The sequence below is a fragment of the Streptomyces sp. NPDC001100 genome (assembly GCF_053598575.1).
In genome coordinates this window covers 186,662-208,579 of sequence record NZ_JBSFKO010000009.1, presented here as the reverse complement: position 1 = coordinate 208,579, position 21,918 = coordinate 186,662, and the positions used below count along the sequence as shown (strand labels likewise).

Genomic DNA, 21,918 nt, shown 5'->3' with positions numbered 1-21,918 from the left:
TGTGAGGGAAGACAGCCGCTAGGCGGCGGTCAGGAGCTGAAGCTTGCCGTGGCTGGGGGAGCCGGGCACGGCGGTGAACACCAGCAGCGTCTGATGCTGCTCCGGATCCAGCAGCATCTCGGCGTACAGTTCCAGCTCCCCCAACTCGGAGTGCAGGTAGCGCTTGAGGTCGTGATGGTGGGTCACTCCCACCTCGTGCAACCGCCAGATGTTCGCGAACTCGGAACTGACCTCCAGCAGCGCCGCGACGATCTCGCCGGCCCTCCCGGTGGGATCCGCCGTGTACGCGTCCCGGATCTCCGCGGCGAAGACCCTGCCCCGTATCGGATGGTCCTCGACGGGGTACAGCCCACGGACCCGCGGATCACCGGTGAACCAGCGGTAGACCAGGTAACGGGACATGCCCGAGTACTGGGTGTAGTCACCGAGCAGGGCGACCGCCGGGCGCGTCTGCAGCAACGCCTCGCCGAGCCGTGACAGCACGATCGCGGGCACGTCCGAGAGACCGGCGACGATCCGCAGCATCGTGGGACCGATGTAGTCGTCCCGAAGGACTCGCCGCGGCGCCGGGATTCCGCCCAGAACGAAGAGGTGGTCACGCTCGCTCTCGTTGAGACGCAGTGCCCGGGCGAGTGCGACGAGTATCCGCTCCGACGGAGCCGGACCTCGCTGCTGCTCGATACGGCTGTAGTAGTCGGCCGACATCCCGGCCAGCGCCGCCACCTCCTCGCGCCGCAGCCCGCCGGTGCGGCGCCGCTGCCCGCGGGGCAGCCCGACATCCTCCGGCTGCAACGCCTCACGACGCGCTCGGAGAAAATCCGCCAGCAACGCCCGGTCCATCGTCCGACCTCCTCTGTTCGACAGGGCAATCCTGACCCGAACCGGGAACCGGATGAAGGGCGGTTCTAACCGCGGACAAGTTGTCCCTGGCTGGTGCTGTGACCACATGGGTTTGCCGAGGCGGCGGCTTCGGCGGCATCGTCGATCACCCGGCCATTCTCCGCGCGCTGTGGCCGAGTTACGCGCTGGGCTACCTGTTCGGGCACTTCGGCACCGCCTTCTTCGCGCTCGCCGCGGTCGTGCTCGCGGTCACCGGCGCGGAGGCGCTCTACGCGGACATGGGGCACTTCGGCCGCCGCGCCATCACCCGCGGCCGGCTGTTCCTCGTCTTCCCCGCCTGCATCCTCAGCTACTTCGGCCAGGGCGCCCTGATCCTCGACGACTCCGCCAACATCAGCAGCCCGTTCTTCCTCCTCGTGCCCTGCTGGGGACGGTGGCCCATGGTCCTGCTCGCCACCGCGGCCACCGTGATCGCCTCCCAGGCGGTGATCACCGGCGCGTACTCGGTCGCCTCGCAGGCGGCGCGGCTCTGCTATCTGCCGAGGCTTGCGGATCGCGCACACCTCCGAGTCCACCATCGGTCAGATCTGCGTCCCCCGGATCAACTGGCTGCTGATGGTCTCGGTCCTCACCCTGGTCTTCGCGTTCCGCAGCTCCGCCGCGCCTGCCTTCGCGTTCGGCATGGCGGTCACCGGCACCAGCACCATCACCACCCTGCTGTTCTTCTCCGTCGCCCGCGCGAAATGGGGCACCCCGGTGTGGCTGATCGCCACCGGCGCGACCCTGCTGCTCTCCGTCGACCTGCTGTTCGTGGCGGCCAACCTGACCAAAATCGTCCACGGCGCGTGGCTGCCGCTGCTGATCGGTATCACCGCGTTCACCGTCATGACGACCTGGCAGCACGGCCGTGAGGTCGTCACCGCGGAACGGGCCGAACACGAGGGTTCCCTGCGCGGGTTCGTCGACCAGCTCCGCAGTGGGGAACGGCCGGTCCTCCGGGTCCCCGGCACGGCGGTGTTCCTCAACCGGGGCAAGCAGACGGCGCCGCTCGCCATGCGGGCCGACGTGGAACGCAACCATGTGCGGAACGAGCAGGTCGTGATCCTCTCCATCGAGACCGAGACCGAGACCGAGACCGTGTCCCGCGTCCCGGTCGACCGGCGGGTGGTCGTCGACGGCCTCGGTTACGCCGACGACGGCATCGTCCACGTCACTCACCGCCCGCTTCGGCTCCGTGGAGACGCCGGACGTGCCCGGCGCGTTGGCGCTGCTCGACCCGGCCGACACGGAGGGCCCGTTGCTGCTCGACGAGGCCTCGTACTTCCTGTCGACGATCGAGCTCCGGCGCGGCCCGGCATCGACGATGGCGCCCTGGCGCAAACGGCTGTTCGTCGCCACCTCCCACATCACGGCCGACGCCGCCGGGCACTTCGGACTGCCCCGCGACCGTACGGTCATCATGGGCTGGCACATCGAGGTGTAGCGGCGGGTCGGTTCCCGGTGGACGGCGATCGGGACCGGTATGGATCGATCGGGACCGATGTGGATGTCGTGCGCTTCAGCGGCGGTCCCGGGCGAGGGCGGCCACCTCGCGTACGGCCTCGGCGACGGCCGGGGCGTCCTTCTTGAGGATCGCGTCGTGGTTGCTCGCGACCTTCGCGCTGATCCTGATGTTCGCGTTGCGGGCGACCACTCCGTCGAGGCTGGCGCGGATCAGTTCCTGCTCGTCGCCCTTGCTGCCGAGGGACGCCCCGGAAGCGACGACGTATCGCGCCGGGACGGTGATGTTGTCCAGGACCGGGCCCAACTCCCGCGCGCGGGCGATCCTGCCGAGCTCGATGTTGCTGTCCGCCATCTGTTCCGCGTTCATCCGCGGGGTCAGGCCCGTCGGGCGCAGCAGCGGCATGAACAGGTTCAGCCGCCGGAAGGTCTTCCGGATCCGCTGCTCCATGGCCTCGTCCAGCCAGTCGTGCGGCTGCGCGCCCTCGACCAGGACCGCGCCCAGCGCCCGGTCCGGATTGCGCGCGGCCCAGTGCGCCGCGACGAACGCCCCGTAGGACCAGCCCACCACCAGCGCCCGTTCCACCCCACGGGCCGCCAGGACGGCGTCGACATCCCGGACGGCGGCCTCGAAGGAGTAGTCCGCGGACCGCTTCGACTTCCTGCCCCGGGCCCGCTCGTCGTAGGTGATGTGCCGCCACTCGACGCCCAGTTCGGCGATGACCCGCCCCCAGTACCCCTGGGTGGCGAACTGGCCGTTGAGATAGACCACCGGGACTCCGGGACCGCCGGAGTCGGTGACGGCCAGGGCCGTGTCGTCGACCGGAACCATGCCGGTCCACTTCGAATCGGCCGAGGACGTGCTGTTCTTCGCCATGTTCTGTTCCTCCTGGTCGCGTGGGAGTTTCTGGTACGGCGTACGGCGGTTTCCTGCCGCTGTTCGCTCAGAGGCTGCGGGCGGTGATGTCGCCGCGGGAGGTGGTGGCGCGGATGTCGAGCGCGGTGGTGCCGTCGTTCTTGAGGGAGTTGCTGACACGGCCGTAGCCGGTGTCGGCCTCCAGGGCGGCCGAGACGCCGGTGGCGGCGCCGACCGAGATGTCACCGGACTCGGTGCGGAGCACGACCGTGCCGCGCACGGCCTCGGCGATCCGGATGTCACCCCGCGCGGTGCTGATCTCGGCGGGACCGCCCAGCCGGCCGACCTCGACATCGCCGTCGACCGCGGTGAGCCGGACGCCCGCGGCCTCGTCGATCTTGATCCGGCGGTACGCACCTTCGAAGGCGACGTCACCGAGACGTCCCACGCCACGGAGTTCGGCACCGGCGGCCCTGGCCTCGACACGGGAACCGGCGGGCAACTGGACCGTCACCTCCACGGAACCGGAGGGGCCGAAGAGCCGGCTGTCCGGGGCCTGAGTCGTGATGCGCAGGACACCGTCGGCGTAGGCGACCTCCGTCCGCTCGGCGGTCTTGGCGTCGCGGCTCTTGGCGGGGTCGGCGGGCAGGACCTCGACGGTCGCGTCGGCACGGTCGGCGGCGATGAAGTGGACGCGTCCGGCGGGGATGTCCAGGACGACGGAGATAGGGGTGGGGGTGTCGAACTTCTGCATGGTGTTCTCCGGGTGTCGGTTCGTCGTTTTCTGACACCGGAAACGCTACGTTGCCTTTCGGTATTCGACAACGAACTTGTTGCGCTCAATCTGCATCTGTACAGTTCAAAGCCTATATATCGTTGCAACGAGTTTGAGGATAATGCAACGCTGGATGGCTCGTTCATTGCAATGGATGAAGAGTGAACGCTATGGTGAGGCGATCAGGGACCGTCACGAAGAACCATCGAGGAGACCGCGATGCCGGGAGGCAGGCTCACCCAGCAGGAACGTCAGCAGATCGCGCTGGGACTGGCCGACAGCCTCCCCTACGCCGAGATCGCCCGCCGCCTCGACCGCCCGACCTCGACGGTCACCCGTGAGGTGATGCGCAACGGCGGCCCCACCACCTACCGTGCAGACCTGGCCCACCGGGCCACGGAACGCCGCGCCCACCGGCGCAAGCACACCCCGCCCCCGGGGCAAGGGGCGCCGCTGCCGGGGCGCGGGCGCGACGACGAGGCCGTGCGCGAGTACGAGGAGGCCTTCACCACCCTCCTGATGCAACAGGGCCTGCCCAAGATGACAGCCCGGGTGCTGACCTGCCTCTTCATCGCCGACGCCGGGAGCCTCACCGCGTCCGAACTCGTGCAGCGTCTCCAGGTCAGTGCGGCCTCCGTCTCCAAGGCGATCGCGTTCCTCGAAGAGCAGGGCCTCGTCAGCCGGTCACGCGACGAAAGCCGGCGCGAGCGCTACTACGTCGACGACGGAGTCTGGTACAAGTCGACGATCGCCAGCGCCCGTGGCATCGCCCAGGTCGCCGACATCGCACGGCAGGGCGTCGGTGTCCTCGGCCGCGACAGCCCGGCCGCCGCCCGCCTGGAGAACATCGCCCGCTTCAGCGACTTCATCAGCGAGAGCATCCTCCGCGCCGCGGAACAGGTCCGCGAAGTCCTCTACACGAAGCCCGAAATCCGGGACGACACCGGTGGCGCCACCGCGGCCGGTGCGGATCGCGGACAGACGGCCACTGTCCGGCGAGGCGTCAGCGGACGTGACGGCCGAGCATGTCGGTGACGTCGGTGAAGACCCGCTCTCCCGCTGTCGCCGCAGCCGGGGAAAGGGTGTCGAGCGTGAGGAATCCGTGGACCATCCCGGCCTCGACGCGGTGGCTGACGGGAACGTCCGCGTCGGCCAGCCGAGCGGCATAGGCGTCGCCCTCGTCCCGGAGCGGGTCGTGCTCGGCGGTGACGACAACGGCGGGCGGCAGCCCACGGAGATCGGCGGCGTGCAGCGGGCTGACCTCGGGATCGGCCCGCCGGGACGGGTCGGGGACCCACTGTTCGGCTCCCCAGGCGACGTCGTCGGTCGTCAGGCCCCAGCCCGTGGCCTTCGACCGGGTACTGGGGCACGAGAGCGTCAGATCGGTGTTGGGGTACAGCAGGACCTGGGCGGCCGGCAGCGGTCCGCCCTCGTCGCGCAGGCGCAGACAGGCGAGCGCGGCGAGGTTGCCGCCGGAACTGTCGCCCATGACGACGACCGGGCCCGCGGTCCCGGCTCCGCAGACCCCGCCGGCCGCCACCCACCGGAGCGCATCCACGCAGTCGTCCACGGCGGCCGGCCACGGGTGCTCCGGAGCCCGCCGGAAGTCGACGCTCAGCACGGCTGTCCCGGTACCGAGCGCCAGTCGTCGGCATGCCCGGTCGTGCGACTCCAGATCGCCGATCGTCCACATCCCACCGTGAAGGAACACCACCAGTGGCCCGTCCGCCGCCGAGGGCCGGTAGAGGCGGGCGCCCACGGCAGACGACCCGACCGTCAGATCCTCGACGCGGGCCAACTCGGGCCCCGGAGGCCGGACTTCGGCACGACGTCGCTGCGCGCGACGCAACTCCACCGCGCCCACGGCCCGGGCGGGAGGCCCGGGGTCCTGCCGAACAGCTCTGACGAAGGCGGTCAGTTCGACATCGGCGAGTGGAGCGTCGATCGGTTCGGCCATGCGGGCCAGGATGTCATCCTGATCGTCCTCCTGATCGACCGCGCCGGTCTCCCAACCCGTGAGCCGCCCCACGGTGATGTGCCCCGGGACCTGATCACGCACAGCACGCACAGCCCGGCCGGCAGCCGCACGGGTCCGCCGCGGCCTCAACGGGCAGTACGGCGGCGGTGCTTGGCCCGCAGCACCCCTTACCCTGCCAGGCGTCCCGGCCTTCCTTGACCGCGACGGCCGCGATCACCAGGGCGGCCGCCGGATCGGCCCAGGACCAGCCGAGGACGGCGTTGGCGACCAGACCGGCCAGCAGCACCGCCGACAGGTAGGTGCACAGCAGGGTCTGCTTGGAGTCGGCGACCGCCGAGGCCGAACCCAGTTCGCGTCCTGCCCGGCGCTGGGCCGCGGACAGGAACGGCATCACCGCGAGCGACACGGCGGCCAGGGCGACACCGACGTACGAACGGTCGGCCTCGCCCGCCCCGGCAAAGGCACGCACCGACTCCACGGCCACATAGACCGCCAGGGCGAAGAACGAGAGGGCGACGATCCGCAGCGCCCGCGCCTCCCTGGCCTCGCGCACCGCGTGGTCCGCCGCGGAGAACTGCCAGGCGACGGCCGCCGCCGAGGACACCTCCACCACGGAGTCGAGGCCGAAACCGATGAGCGCGCTGGAGGACGCGGCGGTCCCGGCGGCCAGGGCGACGACCGCCTCGACGATGTTGTAGGTGATGGTCGCGCCCACCAACAGCCTTATGCGGCGGGCCAGTTCGTCACGGCGGACCGGGGACGGGCCCGGAGGCGCCAAGGGCTTGCCGGCGCTCATCAGCAGCAGCCCTTCGCGTCGGCGTCCGGGCAGGTGCGGTCGCTCTCCACCGCCAGCACCGCCGTGCGCAGGTCCTGCAGCGCGTGGCCGAGGCGGGGATGGGCGAGCTCGTAGCGGGTACGGCGGCCGACCGGCACGGCGACGACGAGACCGCAGTCGCGCAGGCACGCCAGGTGGTTGGAGAGCCGGGTGCGGGAGATGCCCAACTCCTCGGCCAGATCGGAGGGGTGGGCCGGGGCCTCGCGCAGGGCGAGCAGCAGACGGCAGCGGATCGGGTCGGCGAGGGCGCGGCCGAAACGGGCCAGCACCTCGACCTCGGAGGCAGGACTCAGCACACGGCGACGGTACAGGAAATCCTGAATTCAGGAAATCTTGTACCGTCGGCTGGGGCAATCGGTGGCTCAGTGGTCGTGGGGGCCGGGTCGGTGGACGGGACCGTGGGCGTCGTCGCAGTGCGCGTCCCGGTCGTCGGCGGTGGCGCCGGTGATCTGGAGAAGGTCCGGGCTGTCCTCGCCCAGGTGGTCGACCTGCAGCGTGGCGTGGCCGATGCGGTACTCCTCCAGGAGCATCCTCTGCAGGCCGCGGCGTACGGCGTGGCAGTCGCCGCCCGGCTCGACCAGGACGTGGGCGGACAGGGCGCTCTGGCCGGAGGTGATCGTCCAGACGTGCAGGTCGTGCACCTCGACCACGGTGTCCTGCGCGGCCAGGCGGTCCCCGAGGACATCGGGGTCGATCCCGGCGGGCGCGGCTTCGAGGAAGATCCGTCCGGAGTCGCGGACCAGCCCGTAGCCGGCCTTGAGCATCAGGACGACCACGAACAGGGAGGCGATCGCGTCCGCACGGGCGAAGCCGGTGGTGAGTACGACGGCTCCGGCGACGGCGGTGGCGATGAAACCGAACAGGTCGGTCAGGATGTGCTGGTAGGTGCCCTCCACGTTCAGCGAGGTGCGGTTGGCCCTGGAGATGCACCAGGTGGCCACCAGGTTGACCGCCACTCCGACCAGGGCGGTGACGAGGACCAGGCCTCCGGTGACCTCCGGCGGTGAGACGAGACGCCGTACCGCCTCGTAGGCCAGCCAGATGGAAAGCAGCAGCAGGGTCAGGCCGTTGGCCTGCGCGGACAGGATCTCCACGCGCTTGAGGCCGTAGGTGAAGGGCCCCTTCGCCGGGCGGGCCGCCAGGCGCATCGCGATCAGCGCCAGCACGATGGAGGCGACGTCGGTGAGCATGTGCGCGGCGTCCGAGATCAGCGCCAGCGAGTTGGCCGCGACCCCGACCACGACCTCGGCCAGCATGAACACACTGATCAGCGTGAGGGCGATCGTCAGCCAGCGCCGGTCGGCGTCCGCGGACACTCCGTGGGAGTGGCCGGAGTGACCGCCGCCGCTTTCGTGGTCGTGGCCGCCGTGCTCGTGGTCGTGATGGTCGGACACGGGAGCTCCCAGGGTCGCGGTGTTGCGTCGGCGGAGGGCAAGTCAACCGCGCCTCGGAGGGTTTCTCCAAAGGCTGCAATGAGCACCGTTACCACTGTCACCTGCGGCGATGTCGAAAGCGGCTCAGCGGCAACCGGCGTGTCCCGCCGGCGGCGGCGCCGGTTGCCGGCAGATCAGCCCATGGGCGAGTCGCGCCGTCGCGAGCAGTTCCTCGCGGGACGCGTCGGCGTTGGACCGCACCGACAGTCCGTGCCAGAGGGATTGGACGAGCCCGGTCAGGGCCGACGCGTCGGTGCCGGCGGCCAGTTGCCCGTCCCGGATCGCTCGTTCGACGCGTACGAGGAGGGCCTGCTCGTACGCACTGTGCAGTTCGGCGAGGTAGGCGCTGGTGTCGAGTGTGCTCGTGCTGTCAGCCATGACCGCGCTGATGATGAGGCACCCGGGATGTGCGTCACCGGGCTGGGTGAACTCGTGGACCGAGTCGATGAGGACGCGTTCGAAGACGGTCTGGATGTCCTTCTCGGCGGCGGCCTGTCGGTAGATCTCGCGATAGCGCTCGGCGTAGGTCCGCACCGCTTCCTCGAACAGTCCGGCCTTGCTGCCGAACGCGGCGTAGAGGCCGGGCACGCCGTACAGCGCGCCGGTGCCGGTGGTCCGGCCGTCGGAGCTGAAGGTGATCTGGTCGAGGCCGGGGAACTTCCCCGGCCAGCCGTACGCCTTGGCGTACGCGCCGACATCGAGCAGCAGGCGGCCCTTGACCAGGTTGTTCATGCCGGACACGTACTGGGCGATGTCCGGGGCGCTGTCCGCGGACATCGTGGTGTCGATGCTCTTGAGGTAGTCGTCCCAGCCGGTGTACTGGCGCTTGAAGGTGACGTTGGGGTACTTGGCGTGGAAGGCGGCGAGCAGGTCCGGGGTCATGGTGGTGTCGTCCGCGTCGGCGACCACCAGGGTGATCCGCGTGCCGGTCGGTACGGCGGTGGTGACGGGCCCGGAGGCGCTGTCGGTGGCGGCGCCCTTGGCGCCGGGGGGTCAGGGAACTGCCGCAGGCGGCGAGCAGCGAGGACCCGGCGGCGGCGAGGAGGACGCGTCTGGGCAGACGGGGCGGGAGGGGGAAGTGGCTGTGACTCATGGCGAGTTCTCCTGGGGCGACGGAGAGGGAGGCCGGGCGTCGGGTGGAGGCCGGTCCGGGGCGATGCCGTGGGGGACACGGGAGCAGCGGCGGGCTACTGCAGGAGATCGTTTAATAACGCAGTTGCGTTATATAATCGGCACGGCGCCGATGGGCGGCCGCTCGAGGCGTACCGCTGGTGCGGCTGATCACCAGCAGCCGGCGACAGAACCCGGACGGCACTCTGCGCGGTTTCTTCCGCGACGTCCTGGCCCACCACTTCACCGGCGAACAGGCCACCCGCCGGCTGGAGTCGTTCACCGACGGGGGCCGCCTTGCCGAGCCGTACTCCTATGACGGCGAGCCGCAGGTGTACTGCGATCGAACGCGGGCGCGAGACGCCCGGCCACGTGGGCGGGGACGAAAGGGTCGGCTGGTGGTGAAGACCCCGCGGGGCGATATCTCGGCCGTCGTCAGGCCATGGTCTCGTCGAAGATCCCGCCGTCGGCCTCGGAGCGCTCTCGACAGGAATGCCGTCTGCGGGTCGGCGCGGGGCGAACGCAACGAGTGAGGTCCTGGTGCCGGCATGCACCGTGAGCGTGTGGGCAGCTCGACACCTTGCGCCGGGGTGGACAACGGCCGGTCCCGGGACCGGCCGTGCCGGGCCTTGTCCTCCCTCGGGACGGAGAGGCCTCAACCGCCTCGCCCGACATGCCGGAGCGGTTGAGGGCCCGCACCGGGACCCTCAACCCTCCTCGCGGCGTCAGTCGCCCGGGGTGGGCCGCAACCGCAGCGTCAGGATCTGGAACGGACGCAGCGTCACTTCCACGCGGCCACCGGCGTGTCGGTGGCTCGTAGGATCGGCGAGCGGGCGTTCGAGAAGGTCCGTCGCGGTCACCGAGGCCAGTGGGAACGCGGTCGCAAGGGTGGCGCGGGCGCGTGTGCCACGGGACTCGTAGAGGCGTACGACGACATCGCCCGAGCGGTCGTCGGCGAGCTTCACCGCCTCGACGATCACGCCCTCGTGGTCGACCGCCACCAGGGGGGCGACTGCCGAACCTCCCGGCACCGCGCGTTCCGGGAGGTTGAAGCGGTAGCCCTCACGGGTCGCGTCGGAGACGTCCGCGCCGATCAGGAGCGCGTAGCGGAGGCTGTGCGTTCCCTGGTCCTGGTCGGGGTCGGGGAAGCGGGCAGCCCTGAGAAGGGAGAGTCGGACCGTGGTGGTCGTACCCCCGTCGGGGCGGATGTCACGGGTGACGTCGTGTCCGTAGGTGGAGTCGTTGAGGAGGGCGGCGCCCCAGTCGGGTTCGCCGACATGGAGGAACCGGTGCGCGCAGACCTCGAACTTGGCGGCGTCCCAACTGGTGTTGGTGTGGGTGGGCCGCTCGACGTGGCCGAAGGGGATCTCGGCGGTCGAGTGCGCTGCCCGGACGTCCAGAGGGAAGGCGGCCTTGAGCAGCTTCTCCCGCTCGTGCCAGTCGACCACGGTGTCGATCACCAGACGGCGGGAGCCGGCGGGCAGCGAGAGGTGCTGCTCGATCCGTGAGTCCCCGAAGACCCGGACCACCCGAATGCCGTCGCCGGCCGACGTCACTGACTGTGCCTCAGTGAAGTCGCGGACGGTGTTGCGATAGAACACGTCGATGTCCCAGGCGTCCCACTGGTTGGGAAAGTCCTGGTGCAGTTGGAGCAGGTTCCCGACCGCGCCGGGCGCCAGGGCTTCCCGGCCCGCCGCGTGGTCGTACGCCGAAGTGATGAGGCCCCGGCTGTCCACCGCGACCCGCACCACGCCGTTGTCGAGCACGAATCCGTCCCCGTCCGGCACTGGCGCCACCGGAGCCTCCGGCGACCGGGAACGCGGAGCGGCACCGAACGCGGCGACTCCGCCTCGGGTATGGGGCGCCGCGTTGAAGACGACGGACCCGTCCCCCGGGCCGGCCAGCGCCCGTTGCGCAACGCCGATCAGCTCTTCCAGTTCACGGGCGACGGCCGCGTAGGTCTCCTCCGCCTCGCGGTGCACCCAGGCGATCGACGTCCCGGGCAGGATGTCGTGGAACTGGTGCAGCAGCACCGTCTTCCACAGCCGGTCCAGTGCCTCGTACGGGTAGGGCTGCCCGTGGACCACGGCCGCTGTCGCGGCCCACAACTCGGCCTCGCGCAGGAGGTGTTCGCTGCGCCGGTTGCCCTGCTTGGTGGCGAGCTGGCTGGTGAGGGTGCCGCGATGGAACTCCAGGTACAGCTCGCCGGACCAGACGGGGGCGCCGCCGTTGGCCTGGTACTCGGCGTGGGCGCGCTCGAAGAAGTCGGTGGGCCGCTCGATCTCGATCCGGGCCGAGCCCTCCAGATCCCTCAGGCGTGCGGCGCGGGAGAGCATCTCGCGGGTGGGGCCGCCTCCTCCGTCGCCGTAGCCGAACGGGATCAGGGAGTGGTTGGCGGGGCCCTTGTCCTGGAAGTTCCGTACGGTGTGGGCGACTTCGGCGCCGGACAGCTCGCCGTTGTAGCTGTCGACGGGCGGGAAGTGGCTGAAGACGCGGGTGCCGTCGATGCCCTCCCACCAGAACGTGTGGTGGGGGAACTTGTTGGTGGTGTTCCAGGAGATCTTCTGGGTCAGGAACCAGCGCACCCCGGCCAGCTTCATCAGCTGCGGCAGTGCCGCGTTGTAACCGAAGGTGTCGGGCAGCCACATCTCCTCGGTCTCGACCCCGAACTCCTCCAGGTAGAACCGTTTGCCGTGGACGAACTGGCGTACCAGCGCCTCGCCGCCGCTGATGTTGGTGTCGGGCTCGACCCACAGGCTGCCGGTCGGCAGGAACTGTCCGGTCTTCGCCTTTTCCTGGGCCCGTGCGTAGACCTCGGGTCGGTGTTCCTTCAGCCAGGCCAGCTGTTGCGCCTGGGACATCACGAACTTGAACTCCGGGTGGTCGTCCATGAGTTGCGTGACGTTGGAGACCGTCCGGGCGACCTTGCGGACCGTCTCGCGCAGTGGCCACAGCCACGCGGTGTCGATGTGCGCGTGCCCGACAGCCGAGACGCGGTGCGCGCCGGCATGTGCGGGTGCCGCCAGGGCGGGGGCGAGGAGGACCCGTGCCGCTTCCGCGCTGCCGCCGACGTCCTGGAGATCGATCGCGTCCAGGGCCCGGCCGATCGCCTGGAGAATCTGCCAGCGGCGCGGGGAGTCGGCGGACAGTTCGTGCATCAACTGGCCCAGGACGTCGAAGTCCTGGACGAGTTCGTGGACGGTGCGGTCGAGGACGGCGAGGTCCAGACGCCGCAGCCGGTACAGGGGTTCGCCCGGAGCGTCGCCGTCGTCGTCGAGCCACGGTGCGCGTCCGCCCACCGGGGTGGGGCCGAAGGTCAGCTCGCCGGGCGCGGTGTGCATGACGACCGGATTGGCCGCGGCCTCGACGAAGGCCGTGAACTCCTCGCCGCCCGCCGCCCGTTCGGCGACGGGAACCCAGGTGTTGCGCGGGTTGAGCGCCTTCACCGCAGTGCCGTCGGCGCGGTAGACCAGCCCCTCCGCGGAGAAACCGGGGGAGTGGGTGGCGAAACCGAGGTCCAGCACGGCCTCGACCGTCTCGCCGGCCCATTCCGCGGGGATCGTCCCGCTGACCTTGAACCAGCTCGTCGACCAGGCCGGTCCCCAGCGGTCGCCCACCCGGGCCGGACGGTAGGGGGCGGCCAGGCCTTCGCGTACCGGTACCGGTTCGCCGGGCACGTTCCAGATCTGCACGTCGAGGCGGACGGACCGGGCATGGACGGCGGGCCGGATCCGCTCGTTCAGAACGCGGGCCAGCCGCTTTTCGAGGACGTCACGGTCGTTGTGCATGGGTGTCTTTCTGTGCATGGGTGGGGGAGTCAGCCCTTGAGTGCGCCGCCGAGGGCGAAGCCGCCGCCGAGTTTGCGGGAGAGCAGCAGATAGAGCAGGACCACGGGCATCGAGTAGATGAGGGAGAACGCCGACAACTGCCCGTACTGCGTCTGGTCGTGGGCACTGAGGAAGGTGAACACGCTGACGGAGGCCGGGAGTTTCTCCGGCGACAGCAGCAGGATGAAGGGGACGAAGAAGTTCCCCCACATGCCGATGAACGTGAAGATGGTGACCACGACGACGCCGGGTCGCATCAGCGGAAGCACTACTCGCCACAGCACCTGCATGGTGTTCGCGCCGTCGATGCGGGCGGCCTCCTCCAGGACGACGGGTACGCCGTCCATGAAGTTCTTCATCAGCCAGATGCCGAACGGCAGGGCCGAGGCGGCCAGGAACAGGGTCGTGGCGGGCATCGAGTCGATCAGGTTGACCTGTACGAACATGCTGTACACCGGGATCATCACGGCGGTGATGGGCAGGCCGGTGGAGAACAGGATCGTGTAGAGGAACGGACGCCGCACCCGCGAGCGGTAGCGCGAGAGCGGATAGGCGGCGAGCACCGACACCACGACGGTCACCGCGGTCCCGAAGCCGCACAGCAGCAGGCTGTTGAGCATCGGCCGGTAGGTGGTGTCGACGTTGAGGACCGCGTCGAAGTTGTCGAGCGTCAGCGACGAAGGCATGGTCAGGCGGAAGGAGTTGGTGTCGCTCACCGAGGCGAGCAGCATCCACACCAGCGGCAGCACGTACAGCGCCGAAACCGCCAGTAGTACGGCGTTGATCACGACCCGGCTCGGCCGGAAACGGCGTCTCGGATGCGGGGTGCCGGTTTTCGGGGCGGCCCGTCCGGCGGAGGTGGCGGGGGGCGTGGCGACGGTGGCCATCAGTCGTCCTCCAGTTTCAGCAGCCGGATGTACACGACGGAGAAGAGCGCGCCCACCACGAGCAGCACCAGGGCGATGGCGGTGCCGTAGCCGATCAGGCTGTTCTGGAAGGCCTGCTGGTACATGAAGATCGGCAGCGTCTCGCTCTTGTTGCCCGGTCCGCCGCGGGTCATGGTGTAGATCAGACCGAAGACGGAGAGGGTCTGGAGCGTGATCAGCATCAGGTTGGTCAGGATCGACGGCCTGATGACCGGCAGGACGACCCGCCACAGCCGCTGCCAGGGGTTCGCGCCGTCCATCTCGGCGGCCTCCGTCAACTCCTGGGGCACGTCGTTGATGGCGGCGGTGAAGACCATCATCGAGAACGCCGTCCCGCGCCAGACGTTGGCCAGGCACACCGCCAGGACCGGCATCGTGTACAGCCAGTTCTGCCCCGGGAGATGCAGAGCGTCCAGCAGCGAGTTGAGCGAGCCCTGGTCGTAGAAGAAGGCGTACATCAGATAGCCGGCGACCACCTCGGGCAGGACCCAGGCGGCGATGACGACGCCACTGATGAGTGCCCGCACCGGCTTGGTGGCCTTCTGCATCAGGATGGCCAGCGCCAGCCCGAGCGTGTTCTGGCCGATCACCGCCGAGCCGACCACGAAGACCAGGGTGAGCTTGACCGCGTTGAGGAAGTCGCTGTCCTTGAAGGCCCGGGTGAAGTTGTCCAGGCCGATGAAGCGGGCGCCGGAGGCGCCGGTGAGCTGCATGTCGGTGAACGCGTAGTACACGCAGTACGCGATCGGCCCGGCCAGGAAGACGGCGAGCAGCACCACGGCCGGCAGTGTCGGCAGTCCGCGCAGCAGGGTGCGGACGGCGGGGGCGGGCGCCTCGCGGGACCGGCGGCGAGCGCCGGTCCCGCGAGGCGCCGGGGCGAGGGCGGTCACGAGCCGCCCTCGACGGTCTTGTCGCCGCCCACGGCCGCCTTGACATCGTTATCAAAGGTCGATGCGGCCTTGTCGACGGATGCCTGACCGGTCGTCACGGACTCCATCGCCTTCTGGATCGCCGTGGAGACCTGGTTGTAGGCGGGAAGGCCGGGCCGGTAGTGGGTGTCGGCGACCAGCTCGGTGAAGAACTTGTTGGTCGGGACCGAGTTCAGATACGTCGAGTCCGACGCGACGTCCGTGCGCACCGCGATGTTCGCGTTGGTCGCGTTCCACTGGGCGGCGTTGGCCTTGGTCTGCAGTGTGGTCGACAGGAACTTCCACGCGAGGTTCGCGTTGCCCGCCTTCGCGGGGATCGACCAGGCCCACCCGCCGGACATGCTGGTACGGCCGGGTGCCTGGCCGTTCTGCGTCGGCATGGCGGCGGTGCCCATCACCGACTGCCACTCGGTCCAGGGCTTGGCCGCCGCAGAGCTCCAGTTGTTGGGCATCCACGAACCGTCGATGTCGATCGCCAGCTTGCCCTCGGGGATCAGCTCGGTGCCGACGGCGGTCCCGAAGTTGGCGCCGAGCGCCTGCTCCTTGGACGGTCCCAGCCCCTGGCTGTATACGGTGTGGACGAAGTCCAGCGCGTCCTTGAAGCCCTGGCTGCCCACCACCCACTTCTTCTGCGAGGCGTCGTAGAGAGACTTGTCGCCGGCCGGTGTGCCGTAGAGCAGCATCTCGAAGCCCTGCATGGAGGACGCCTCGCCACCCGCCTGGCCCGTGTAGAGGTTCAGCGGGGTGACACCGGGCAGCTTCGCCTTCACCTTCCTGGCGGTGGCGATCACGTCGGCCCAGGTCTTGGGCTGCCAGGGGACGGAGACCCCGGCCTTCTCCAGAAGCTGCTTGTTGTACCAGATACCCCGGGTGTCGGTGTCGTCCGGCACGGCGTAGGTCTTGCCGTCGGACGCGCCGGTCACCGCCCCCTTGGCTGCCTTGGCGTACTGCGACCAGTCGCTCCACTTCGCCGTGTAGGCGTCGAGGGGCTTGAGATAACCGCCCGCGATGTCGGAGTTGATCAGCGCGGTGTCCTCGTAGACCAGGTCGGGAGCGGTCGCGGGGGAGCGCATCATCAGCTGGATCTTGGTGTAGTAGTCGTTCTCCGAGGCGGTCACCGGCACCAGGGTCACCTTGGTGCCCGGGTTGGCCTTGGTGAACTGCTTCACCATCGAGGCGAGGAAGGTGGCCTGGAGCTTGTTCGTGCTGTCCAGGTTCTGCCAGTAGACGACTTTGATCGACTTGGACGAGCTGCCTGAGGAGCCCGAACCGCAGCCGGTGACGGCCAGGGCGGTGGCGGCGGTGAGGGCCGCGGCGGTGACGATTCTCGACGAGCGCACAGTGGTTCCTCCGGAACACGAAACCTGAGGGAAAACCGGGAGTTTGACCGGATGAGAGGCCAGACCGACGGCGCCCCATGCTCGGCGCCGCCCTGCGCTGTCTGGCCGTCATGGCCGGATTTGGTGGGCGCTAGCTAAATCCATTTGATGGATGAAGTCAATGCTTCGAGTATGTAAACTTCCGTCACTGGCGGACCCGCCGGTATGCCCCCTACGGTGGCGCGACCGCGCCGAGGAGAGCGGGGCTGACGTGAGGGGCTCAGGTGACTGACAGGTGACGATGCTCAGCGGGACGAACCTGCCGAGGGTCGGCGGCTACAACCAGGCCGTCGTGCTGGACGCCATCCGGACCACGGGACAGGTGAGCCGGGTCGAGCTGGCCGAACTCACCGGCCTGACCAACCAGACCGTCTCCAACGTCGTCCGCAAGCTGCTCGATGCCGGCCTGGTGGCCGAATCCGGCCAGGCCCCCTCCAGCGGCGGCAAGCGCCGCACCCTCCTGGCCATCCGGGCCGACGGGGCCTGTGCCGTCGGTGTCCACCTCGACCCCGACGCCGCGGTGATCGTCGTCGTCGACCTGGCCGGAGACGTGATCGGCGGACGTCGGCTCCGGCTCACCGACGCCGGGGACCCCGCCGACGTCGTGGAGCGGGTCGCGCGCGCCGCCGGGCGACTCGTCGACCGCACCGGCGTAGACCGCTCACGCCTGCTCGGGCTCGGCATCGCGGCCCCCGGACCGCTCGACGGCACCACCGGCGCCGTCGTCTCCCCGCCGAACTTCCCGGGCTGGGGCCGGGTTCCCCTCGTGGACATGTTCGCCGAGGCCACCGGCCTGCCCGTCGCCCTCGACAACGACGCCACCGCCGCCGCGATAGGCGAACGCTGGATCGGCGGTGCCGAACGGGCGGGCAGCTTCCTGTTCATCTACTTCGGCACCGGCATCGGCGCCGGAATCGTCCTCAACAACACCGTGCTGCACGGCGATTCGGGCAACGCCGGCGAGTTCGGCCACATGGCGGTGGATCCCGGAGACCGTGTCTGCCAGTGCGGCGCCCTCGACTGTCTCGGCCCGTACGTCAGCCCGCCCGCGATCATCGACGACCTGCTGCGGCTGCATGGCCGGGACGCCGCCGACCGCATCGGACTGACCGGCACCCCCGACTCCGTCCACCACGACTGGAGGGCGCTGCGCCGTGCCGCTCGCGGCGGCGACCCCGACGCCTGCGACGTCGTACGCCGTGCCGCGCGCCGGATCGGTGAGGCCGCACGGGGCGCCGCGAGCCTCCTCGACGTCAGCCGGGTCGTCCTGGGCGGCGAGGCGCTGCGCGGCATCGAGCCGATCATGCGGGAGGAGATCGAGACCGCCGTCAACCGCACGTCCGTCGCCCGTACGATCCGCTCGGTCGTCGTCGAGCAGAGCGTCATCGGGGACACCGTGGGCGCGGTGGGGGCGGCGTCGCTGGTGCTGCACGGCAACTACGCACCGGGGTGGCGCATGCTCACGGACACCGCGGGGTGACACGTCGGCGTCGGCCGGCCTTCGGAGGTCCGCCCGGCAGGACATCACGGTACAAGGAGCCTGGTCCTTCCGGCAGTTCAGGCGTCTCCTATGACGTTACGTACTCGGTGGCGAAGGGAAGTCGGGCCCATGCGGCGGCTGGGGGACCTGGAGGCGGAGATCATGGACCGTCTCTGGACGTGGAACCGTCCGGCGACGGTGCGCGAGGTCGTCGACGACATCAACAGGACCCGCCCCGTCGCGTACACGACGGTGATGACCGTGACCAACATCCTCTACAACAAGGGCTGGTTGCTGCGAGGCAAGCAGGGACGTGCCTGGCTGTACTCGCCGGTCCGCAGTCGTGAGGCGTACGCCGCCGCACTGATGGAGGACGGCCTGGGGGTGAGCAGACCGTCCGGCCGCGCTCGTCCACTTCGTCGAGCAGATGTCCGAGGAAGAGGTGGCCGCTCTGCGGAAGGCGCCGCGTGACGTGGGACGACAGGCGAAGGCGTGAACGCGGCCCCGGTCCTGGTCGGCTAGCGCTGGCGGCCGGGACCACGATGTACGGGAGCCGCTCGGCGTCCAGGTAGCGGCCGTCGGACTGTACGCGGTCGGACTGTTCGCCTCCGAGTACGACCAGTTCGACCGTCCGGGCATCGCCATCGCCTTCCACGTCGTCCTGTTCGTCTGGACGCTCGCCACCCTGCCCCGCGTGCAGAGCGCGGTCGCCTGCACCAAGCGCTTCCTCGCCGTCGACCTCGCGATCGCGCTGACCGGCATCGTCCTCACTTGTGCGAGGCCGTGAACGGTTCCCCTCAGCGCATGAAGGAGAGGGCGTTCTCGATCCCCTGCGCCAGGACCTCGTCTGAGAACTTCTGGTCGGAGAGGGCTCGGGAGAGCTGCAACGTGCCCACCATCATGGTGAAGAGCCCGATGGCCTTGCCCCGGGCGGACTGCGGATTCGCAGGCGTCAGGCGGGCGGCGATCTCGTCCACGATGTCTCGTGCGCCTTCGGTGTAAGCCTGCCGCGTCTCGTTCCCGCAGCGGCTGATCTCGTCGAGCAGCGCGGCGGAGGGGCATCCGTCGCCGGGGTGGTCCCGTTGCTCAGGCGACAGGTAGTCGCGAACCAGGTCTTCGAGACCCTGGCGGCCGGGCCGCAGAGTGCCGTACTCCGCGACCTGTGTGCGCAGTTGGTCGGTCACGACATTGGCGACGAGGTCGTCCTTGGATGCGAAGTGGGCGTAGAAGGCTCCGTTGGTGAGCCCGGCATCCGACATCAGAGTGGAGACGCCCGAACCGTCGATGCCGTCCTGCTTGAATCGGTGGCCCGCTGTCTCGATGATCCGTTGCCGTGTCGCCTGCTTGTGCTCCTTGGCGTAGCGCACCACGAGAATCCTCCGCTCGCTCCATAAGGCCGATGTCTCGCGGGCAAGCCTAATCCATGACCTGATGTACGTAATATTACGATCGGTAGGTCATTCGGGTGTCGATTCTCCGGACGGGACCCTCGGGGTCGAGTGCGTATGCTTCGCCCCACTGGCTCAGTGGGACGGCCTTCAGGATGCCGGCCGAGATCAACTTCCGGAAACGGTCGCTGGGGACGCCTCCGGCAGGCCGATGTGGTGGTGGAAGTCGTCGAAGCGTCGGACTCCTTGGTCGCGTCACGCGGGATCAGCAGAGTCCATTTCCATGACACGGGCACGGTGCGGGCCATCGGCGCCGTTGTCGGCAAGGGCTGTCAACCGCCCTGGCCCAGGCGCAGTTGGCAGCCCGGGCGGACCTCCTTCTTGCCCATGGTTTCAGCAACCGCATGCTCGTTTCGGTGTGTCTTCCTCTCGATGGTGCGAGGGCAATGCCTATGGGTGCGGTGGTGACGGCCCGCTACTCCTCGGGTCGTCACCACCGTGCGGCGTAGGCCTGTTCCAGGCACGCGGGGGGCGATGATTTCGCCCGGACGCGCGGTCCTTCGTCAGGCGGCGAGGGTGGGGTAGTCGGTGTAGCCGGTTGCGCCGCCGCCGTAGAAGGTGGCGGGGTCCGGGGTGTTCAGGGGTGCGCCGGTGCGTACGCGCTCGACGAGGTCGGGGTTGGCGAGGGCCATGGTGCCGACGGTGACCACATCGGCCAGGCCGTCTTCGATGTCCTTGGCGCGGGTGGAGAGATCGGCACCGCCCCGGTTGAGGAGCAGCGTGGTCGGCCACAGCTTCCGGAGGGTGTGCAGGAGTTCCTCGGCGCCGCCGTGGCCGATGTGCAGGTAGGCGAGGTTGAGGGGAGCGAGGGCGCGCAGGAGGTGCGGGTAGAGGTCGTGGGGATCGCTCTCCGTGAGGTCGTTGATTTGGAAGGGGTTGCCGGGAGAGATCCGGATGCCGGTGCGGCCGGCGCCGATCTCGTCGGCCACGGCCGTCGCGACCTCCACTGCGAAACGGATGCGGTTGTCGAGGGAGCCCCCGTATTGGTCGGTGCGCTGGTTGGTGCTGGGGAAGAGGAACTGGTTGACCAGGTAGCCGTTGGCCCCGTGGATCTCGACGCCGTCGGCGCCGGCCGCGATGGCGGCTGCGGCGGCGCGCCGGAAGTCGTCGACCGTCGCAGCGACTTCCGCTGTCGACAGCTTGCGCGGCTCCGGCATCTCCTGGAGCCCGGAAGGGGTGAACGTCTGGCCGGCCGGCTTGATCGCGGAGGGTGCCACCGGTTGCCGGTGATGGGGGGTGTTGTCCGGGTGGGAGATGCGCCCGGCGTGCATGAGCTGGATGACGATGCGTCCGTCGGCCTTGTGTACGGCGTCGGTGACCTTGCGCCAGCCGGCGATGTGTTCCTCGGTGTAGATGCCCGGGGTGACCGGGTAGCCCTGGCCGTCGGCGGAGGGCTGGGTGCCCTCGGTGATGATGAGGGCGTGCGAGGCGCGCTGGGCGTAGTACTCGGCGTTGAGCTCGGTCGGCACGCCGTCGGGGGTGGCCCGGCTTCGGGTCAAGGGGGCCATGGCGAGCCGGTGCGGCAGGGAGATCTCTCCGGCGACGGTCGGGTTCCACAGGGCGTTGAGCATGGGTGATTCCTCAGATGGTGAGTGGTCGATCGCTAAGGGTGGTGGCCGGCCGTAGGTGTGATCAGCCGAGCGGGAGGACCGGGCCGTCCTGCTTGGGGCCCGATGGGGGCCCGTCATGGCCCCTGCCGGCCGAGCTGGGCCGGCGCGATCTATGAAATTACAATCATAATACCATTCGGGTGTGCGGGCAGTTTCAAGCAGGAGTCGGCAGTCTGCGGGGCCTCCGAGTTGGTGTGCCGCACGGCCCGGTCCGGAAGCTCGCCCGTCGTCGACCGGGCTGCGGATCAGCCGTTCACGCGGTTTGGCCAGCATCACGTCGTTCTCGCCGTTGAGGACCAGCGTCGGCTGGGTGATCGCGTTCAGGAAGGCGTAGGGATTCTCGCCCGGCAGCGGTTCTGCGTAGGCGACAACCGCTTCGAACTGTGCCTGCGCGACTTCGGGCGAGCTCGGCGTGTCCTGGTCGGCCCGCTGGTGGCGGCGCTCCCAGAAGGCGTGGCCCGCTTCGACCGCGGCTTCCGAGCGGCCGAAGAACAGGAAGAGGAAGTCCTCCAGGGTGGGGACCGGGTTCAGGGCGTACTGAGGCACCTGGGGGTCACTTGTCGGGTCCCCGCCGCGGAGGCCGGTGCCCAGCAGGAGGAGCTTGCGCACCAGTTGGGGGTGGCGCAGCGTGACCTCCTGCGCCTGGTAGCCGCCGAGTGAGAAGCCGAGCAGGTCGACCTGCTCCAGCCCCAGTGCCCGGATGACGGCGGCGATGTCGTCGGCCATGTCCTCCATCCGGTTACGCGGCGTGCCCGATGACGAGGCGGTGCCGCGCCCGTTGAACAGGATGACCTCACGGTCTTCGGCCAGGCCGTCGGTGAGCAGCGGATCCCAGTTGTCCATGCCTCCGCGGAAGTGCTGGAGCAGGAAGATCGGGACGCCGGAGGGCTTGCCCCAGCGTCGGTAGGCGAAGCGGTCGCCGTCGACCTCGATGTACTGGGTCGGTGCGGTCACATGGGCGTCACTCATGGTCTGGCCTTTCTGGAACGGGT

At 69.5% G+C, this 21,918-nt stretch carries 17 protein-coding genes and 5 pseudogenes; 7 read left to right on the top strand and 15 right to left on the bottom strand.

Features of this window, described 5'->3' with window-relative positions:
* Nucleotides 1-18 precede the first annotated feature (18 nt).
* Complete coding sequence (locus ACWDEW_RS15890) at nucleotides 19-840, bottom strand: helix-turn-helix transcriptional regulator (RefSeq protein ID WP_450513235.1); 822 nt, start codon at nucleotides 838-840, stop codon at nucleotides 19-21.
* A 98-nt stretch (nucleotides 841-938) separates the two neighbouring features.
* Here ACWDEW_RS15890 and ACWDEW_RS15885 point away from each other — a divergent pair.
* The 3 genes and pseudogenes from ACWDEW_RS15885 to ACWDEW_RS15875 form a co-directional block, all read left to right on the top strand.
* Nucleotides 939-1,331: pseudogene (locus ACWDEW_RS15885) on the top strand (KUP/HAK/KT family potassium transporter); the annotation flags it as partial.
* 55 nt (nucleotides 1,332-1,386) lie between these two features.
* Nucleotides 1,387-1,995, top strand: a pseudogene (locus ACWDEW_RS15880) (KUP/HAK/KT family potassium transporter); the annotation flags it as partial.
* A 94-nt stretch (nucleotides 1,996-2,089) separates the two neighbouring features.
* Nucleotides 2,090-2,323 (top strand): KUP/HAK/KT family potassium transporter, encoded by a 234-nt coding sequence (locus ACWDEW_RS15875; RefSeq protein ID WP_450513233.1) that lies wholly within the window; start codon nucleotides 2,090-2,092, stop codon nucleotides 2,321-2,323.
* 75 nt (nucleotides 2,324-2,398) lie between these two features.
* Here the strand turns inward: ACWDEW_RS15875 and ACWDEW_RS15870 are convergent, their stop codons facing one another.
* A complete protein-coding gene (locus ACWDEW_RS15870) occupies nucleotides 2,399-3,217 on the bottom strand; it encodes an alpha/beta fold hydrolase (RefSeq protein WP_450513231.1) in 819 nt (272 codons plus the stop codon).
* Nucleotides 3,218-3,284: 67 nt separating this feature from the next.
* Nucleotides 3,285-3,950: a DUF4097 family beta strand repeat-containing protein gene (locus tag ACWDEW_RS15865; protein WP_450513229.1), complete on the bottom strand. Its 666-nt coding sequence runs from the start codon at nucleotides 3,948-3,950 to the stop codon at nucleotides 3,285-3,287.
* 240 nt (nucleotides 3,951-4,190) lie between these two features.
* Here ACWDEW_RS15865 and ACWDEW_RS15860 point away from each other — a divergent pair, with 240 nt between their 5' ends.
* Nucleotides 4,191-5,006 carry a helix-turn-helix domain-containing protein gene (locus tag ACWDEW_RS15860; protein WP_450513227.1) on the top strand — a complete coding sequence of 272 codons (816 nt, stop codon included), beginning with the start codon at nucleotides 4,191-4,193 and terminating at the stop codon, nucleotides 5,004-5,006.
* On the opposite strand, the gene ACWDEW_RS15855 is transcribed toward ACWDEW_RS15860, so the two are convergent.
* From ACWDEW_RS15855 to ACWDEW_RS15815, 9 genes are all read right to left on the bottom strand, one after another.
* Entirely contained in the window at nucleotides 4,975-5,928 is a 954-nt protein-coding gene (locus tag ACWDEW_RS15855) for an alpha/beta hydrolase (protein ID WP_450513226.1), read from the bottom strand. The two genes, ACWDEW_RS15860 and ACWDEW_RS15855, sit on opposite strands and share 32 nt — an antisense overlap.
* Before the next feature lie 94 nt (nucleotides 5,929-6,022).
* Nucleotides 6,023-6,745 carry a cation transporter gene (locus ACWDEW_RS15850; protein ID WP_450513224.1) on the bottom strand — a complete coding sequence of 241 codons (723 nt, stop codon included), beginning with the start codon at nucleotides 6,743-6,745 and terminating at the stop codon, nucleotides 6,023-6,025.
* Complete coding sequence (locus tag ACWDEW_RS15845) at nucleotides 6,745-7,080, bottom strand: ArsR/SmtB family transcription factor (protein WP_450513222.1); 336 nt, start codon at nucleotides 7,078-7,080, stop codon at nucleotides 6,745-6,747. The genes ACWDEW_RS15850 and ACWDEW_RS15845 overlap by 1 nt, the downstream gene beginning before the upstream one ends.
* Before the next feature lie 66 nt (nucleotides 7,081-7,146).
* Nucleotides 7,147-8,178: a cation diffusion facilitator family transporter gene (locus ACWDEW_RS15840; protein WP_450513220.1), complete on the bottom strand. Its 1,032-nt coding sequence runs from the start codon at nucleotides 8,176-8,178 to the stop codon at nucleotides 7,147-7,149.
* 123 nt (nucleotides 8,179-8,301) lie between these two features.
* On the bottom strand, nucleotides 8,302-9,126 hold the full coding sequence (locus ACWDEW_RS15835; protein ID WP_450513218.1) for an extracellular solute-binding protein: 825 nt from the start codon (nucleotides 9,124-9,126) through the stop codon (nucleotides 8,302-8,304).
* A gap of 926 nt (nucleotides 9,127-10,052) precedes the next feature.
* Nucleotides 10,053-13,115 carry an alpha-mannosidase gene (locus tag ACWDEW_RS15830; RefSeq protein WP_450513216.1) on the bottom strand — a complete coding sequence of 1,021 codons (3,063 nt, stop codon included), beginning with the start codon at nucleotides 13,113-13,115 and terminating at the stop codon, nucleotides 10,053-10,055.
* 29 nt (nucleotides 13,116-13,144) lie between these two features.
* Entirely contained in the window at nucleotides 13,145-14,041 is an 897-nt protein-coding gene (locus ACWDEW_RS15825) for a carbohydrate ABC transporter permease (RefSeq protein ID WP_450513214.1), read from the bottom strand.
* Nucleotides 14,041-14,970, bottom strand: coding sequence for a carbohydrate ABC transporter permease (locus tag ACWDEW_RS15820; RefSeq protein WP_450513212.1), 930 nt, complete (start codon nucleotides 14,968-14,970; stop codon nucleotides 14,041-14,043). Before ACWDEW_RS15820 ends, ACWDEW_RS15825 begins: the two co-directional genes overlap by 1 nt.
* Nucleotides 14,967-16,349 (bottom strand): extracellular solute-binding protein, encoded by a 1,383-nt coding sequence (locus ACWDEW_RS15815; RefSeq protein ID WP_450513210.1) that lies wholly within the window; start codon nucleotides 16,347-16,349, stop codon nucleotides 14,967-14,969. The genes ACWDEW_RS15820 and ACWDEW_RS15815 overlap by 4 nt, the downstream gene beginning before the upstream one ends.
* 280 nt (nucleotides 16,350-16,629) lie before the next feature.
* On the opposite strand from ACWDEW_RS15815, the gene ACWDEW_RS15810 reads away from it, so the two are divergent.
* The 3 genes and pseudogenes from ACWDEW_RS15810 to ACWDEW_RS15800 all read left to right on the top strand — a co-directional run.
* On the top strand, nucleotides 16,630-17,868 hold the full coding sequence (locus tag ACWDEW_RS15810) for an ROK family transcriptional regulator (RefSeq protein WP_450513384.1): 1,239 nt from the start codon (nucleotides 16,630-16,632) through the stop codon (nucleotides 17,866-17,868).
* A gap of 129 nt (nucleotides 17,869-17,997) precedes the next feature.
* Nucleotides 17,998-18,364 (top strand): annotated as a pseudogene (locus tag ACWDEW_RS15805) (BlaI/MecI/CopY family transcriptional regulator).
* Nucleotides 18,365-18,451: 87 nt separating this feature from the next.
* Nucleotides 18,452-18,640, top strand: a pseudogene (locus ACWDEW_RS15800) (DUF5931 domain-containing protein); the annotation flags it as partial.
* Nucleotides 18,641-18,665: 25 nt separating this feature from the next.
* On the opposite strand, the gene ACWDEW_RS15795 reads toward ACWDEW_RS15800, so the two are convergent.
* The 3 genes and pseudogenes from ACWDEW_RS15795 to ACWDEW_RS15785 form a co-directional block, all read right to left on the bottom strand.
* Nucleotides 18,666-19,238, bottom strand: a complete 573-nt coding sequence (locus ACWDEW_RS15795) for a TetR/AcrR family transcriptional regulator (protein WP_450513208.1) — start codon at nucleotides 19,236-19,238, stop codon at nucleotides 18,666-18,668.
* Between the two features lie 581 nt (nucleotides 19,239-19,819).
* On the bottom strand, nucleotides 19,820-20,887 hold the full coding sequence (locus ACWDEW_RS15790; protein WP_450513382.1) for an alkene reductase: 1,068 nt from the start codon (nucleotides 20,885-20,887) through the stop codon (nucleotides 19,820-19,822).
* Nucleotides 20,888-21,190: 303 nt separating this feature from the next.
* A pseudogene (locus tag ACWDEW_RS15785) lies at nucleotides 21,191-21,895 on the bottom strand (alpha/beta fold hydrolase); the annotation flags it as partial.
* Between the last annotated feature and the right edge of the window lie 23 nt (nucleotides 21,896-21,918).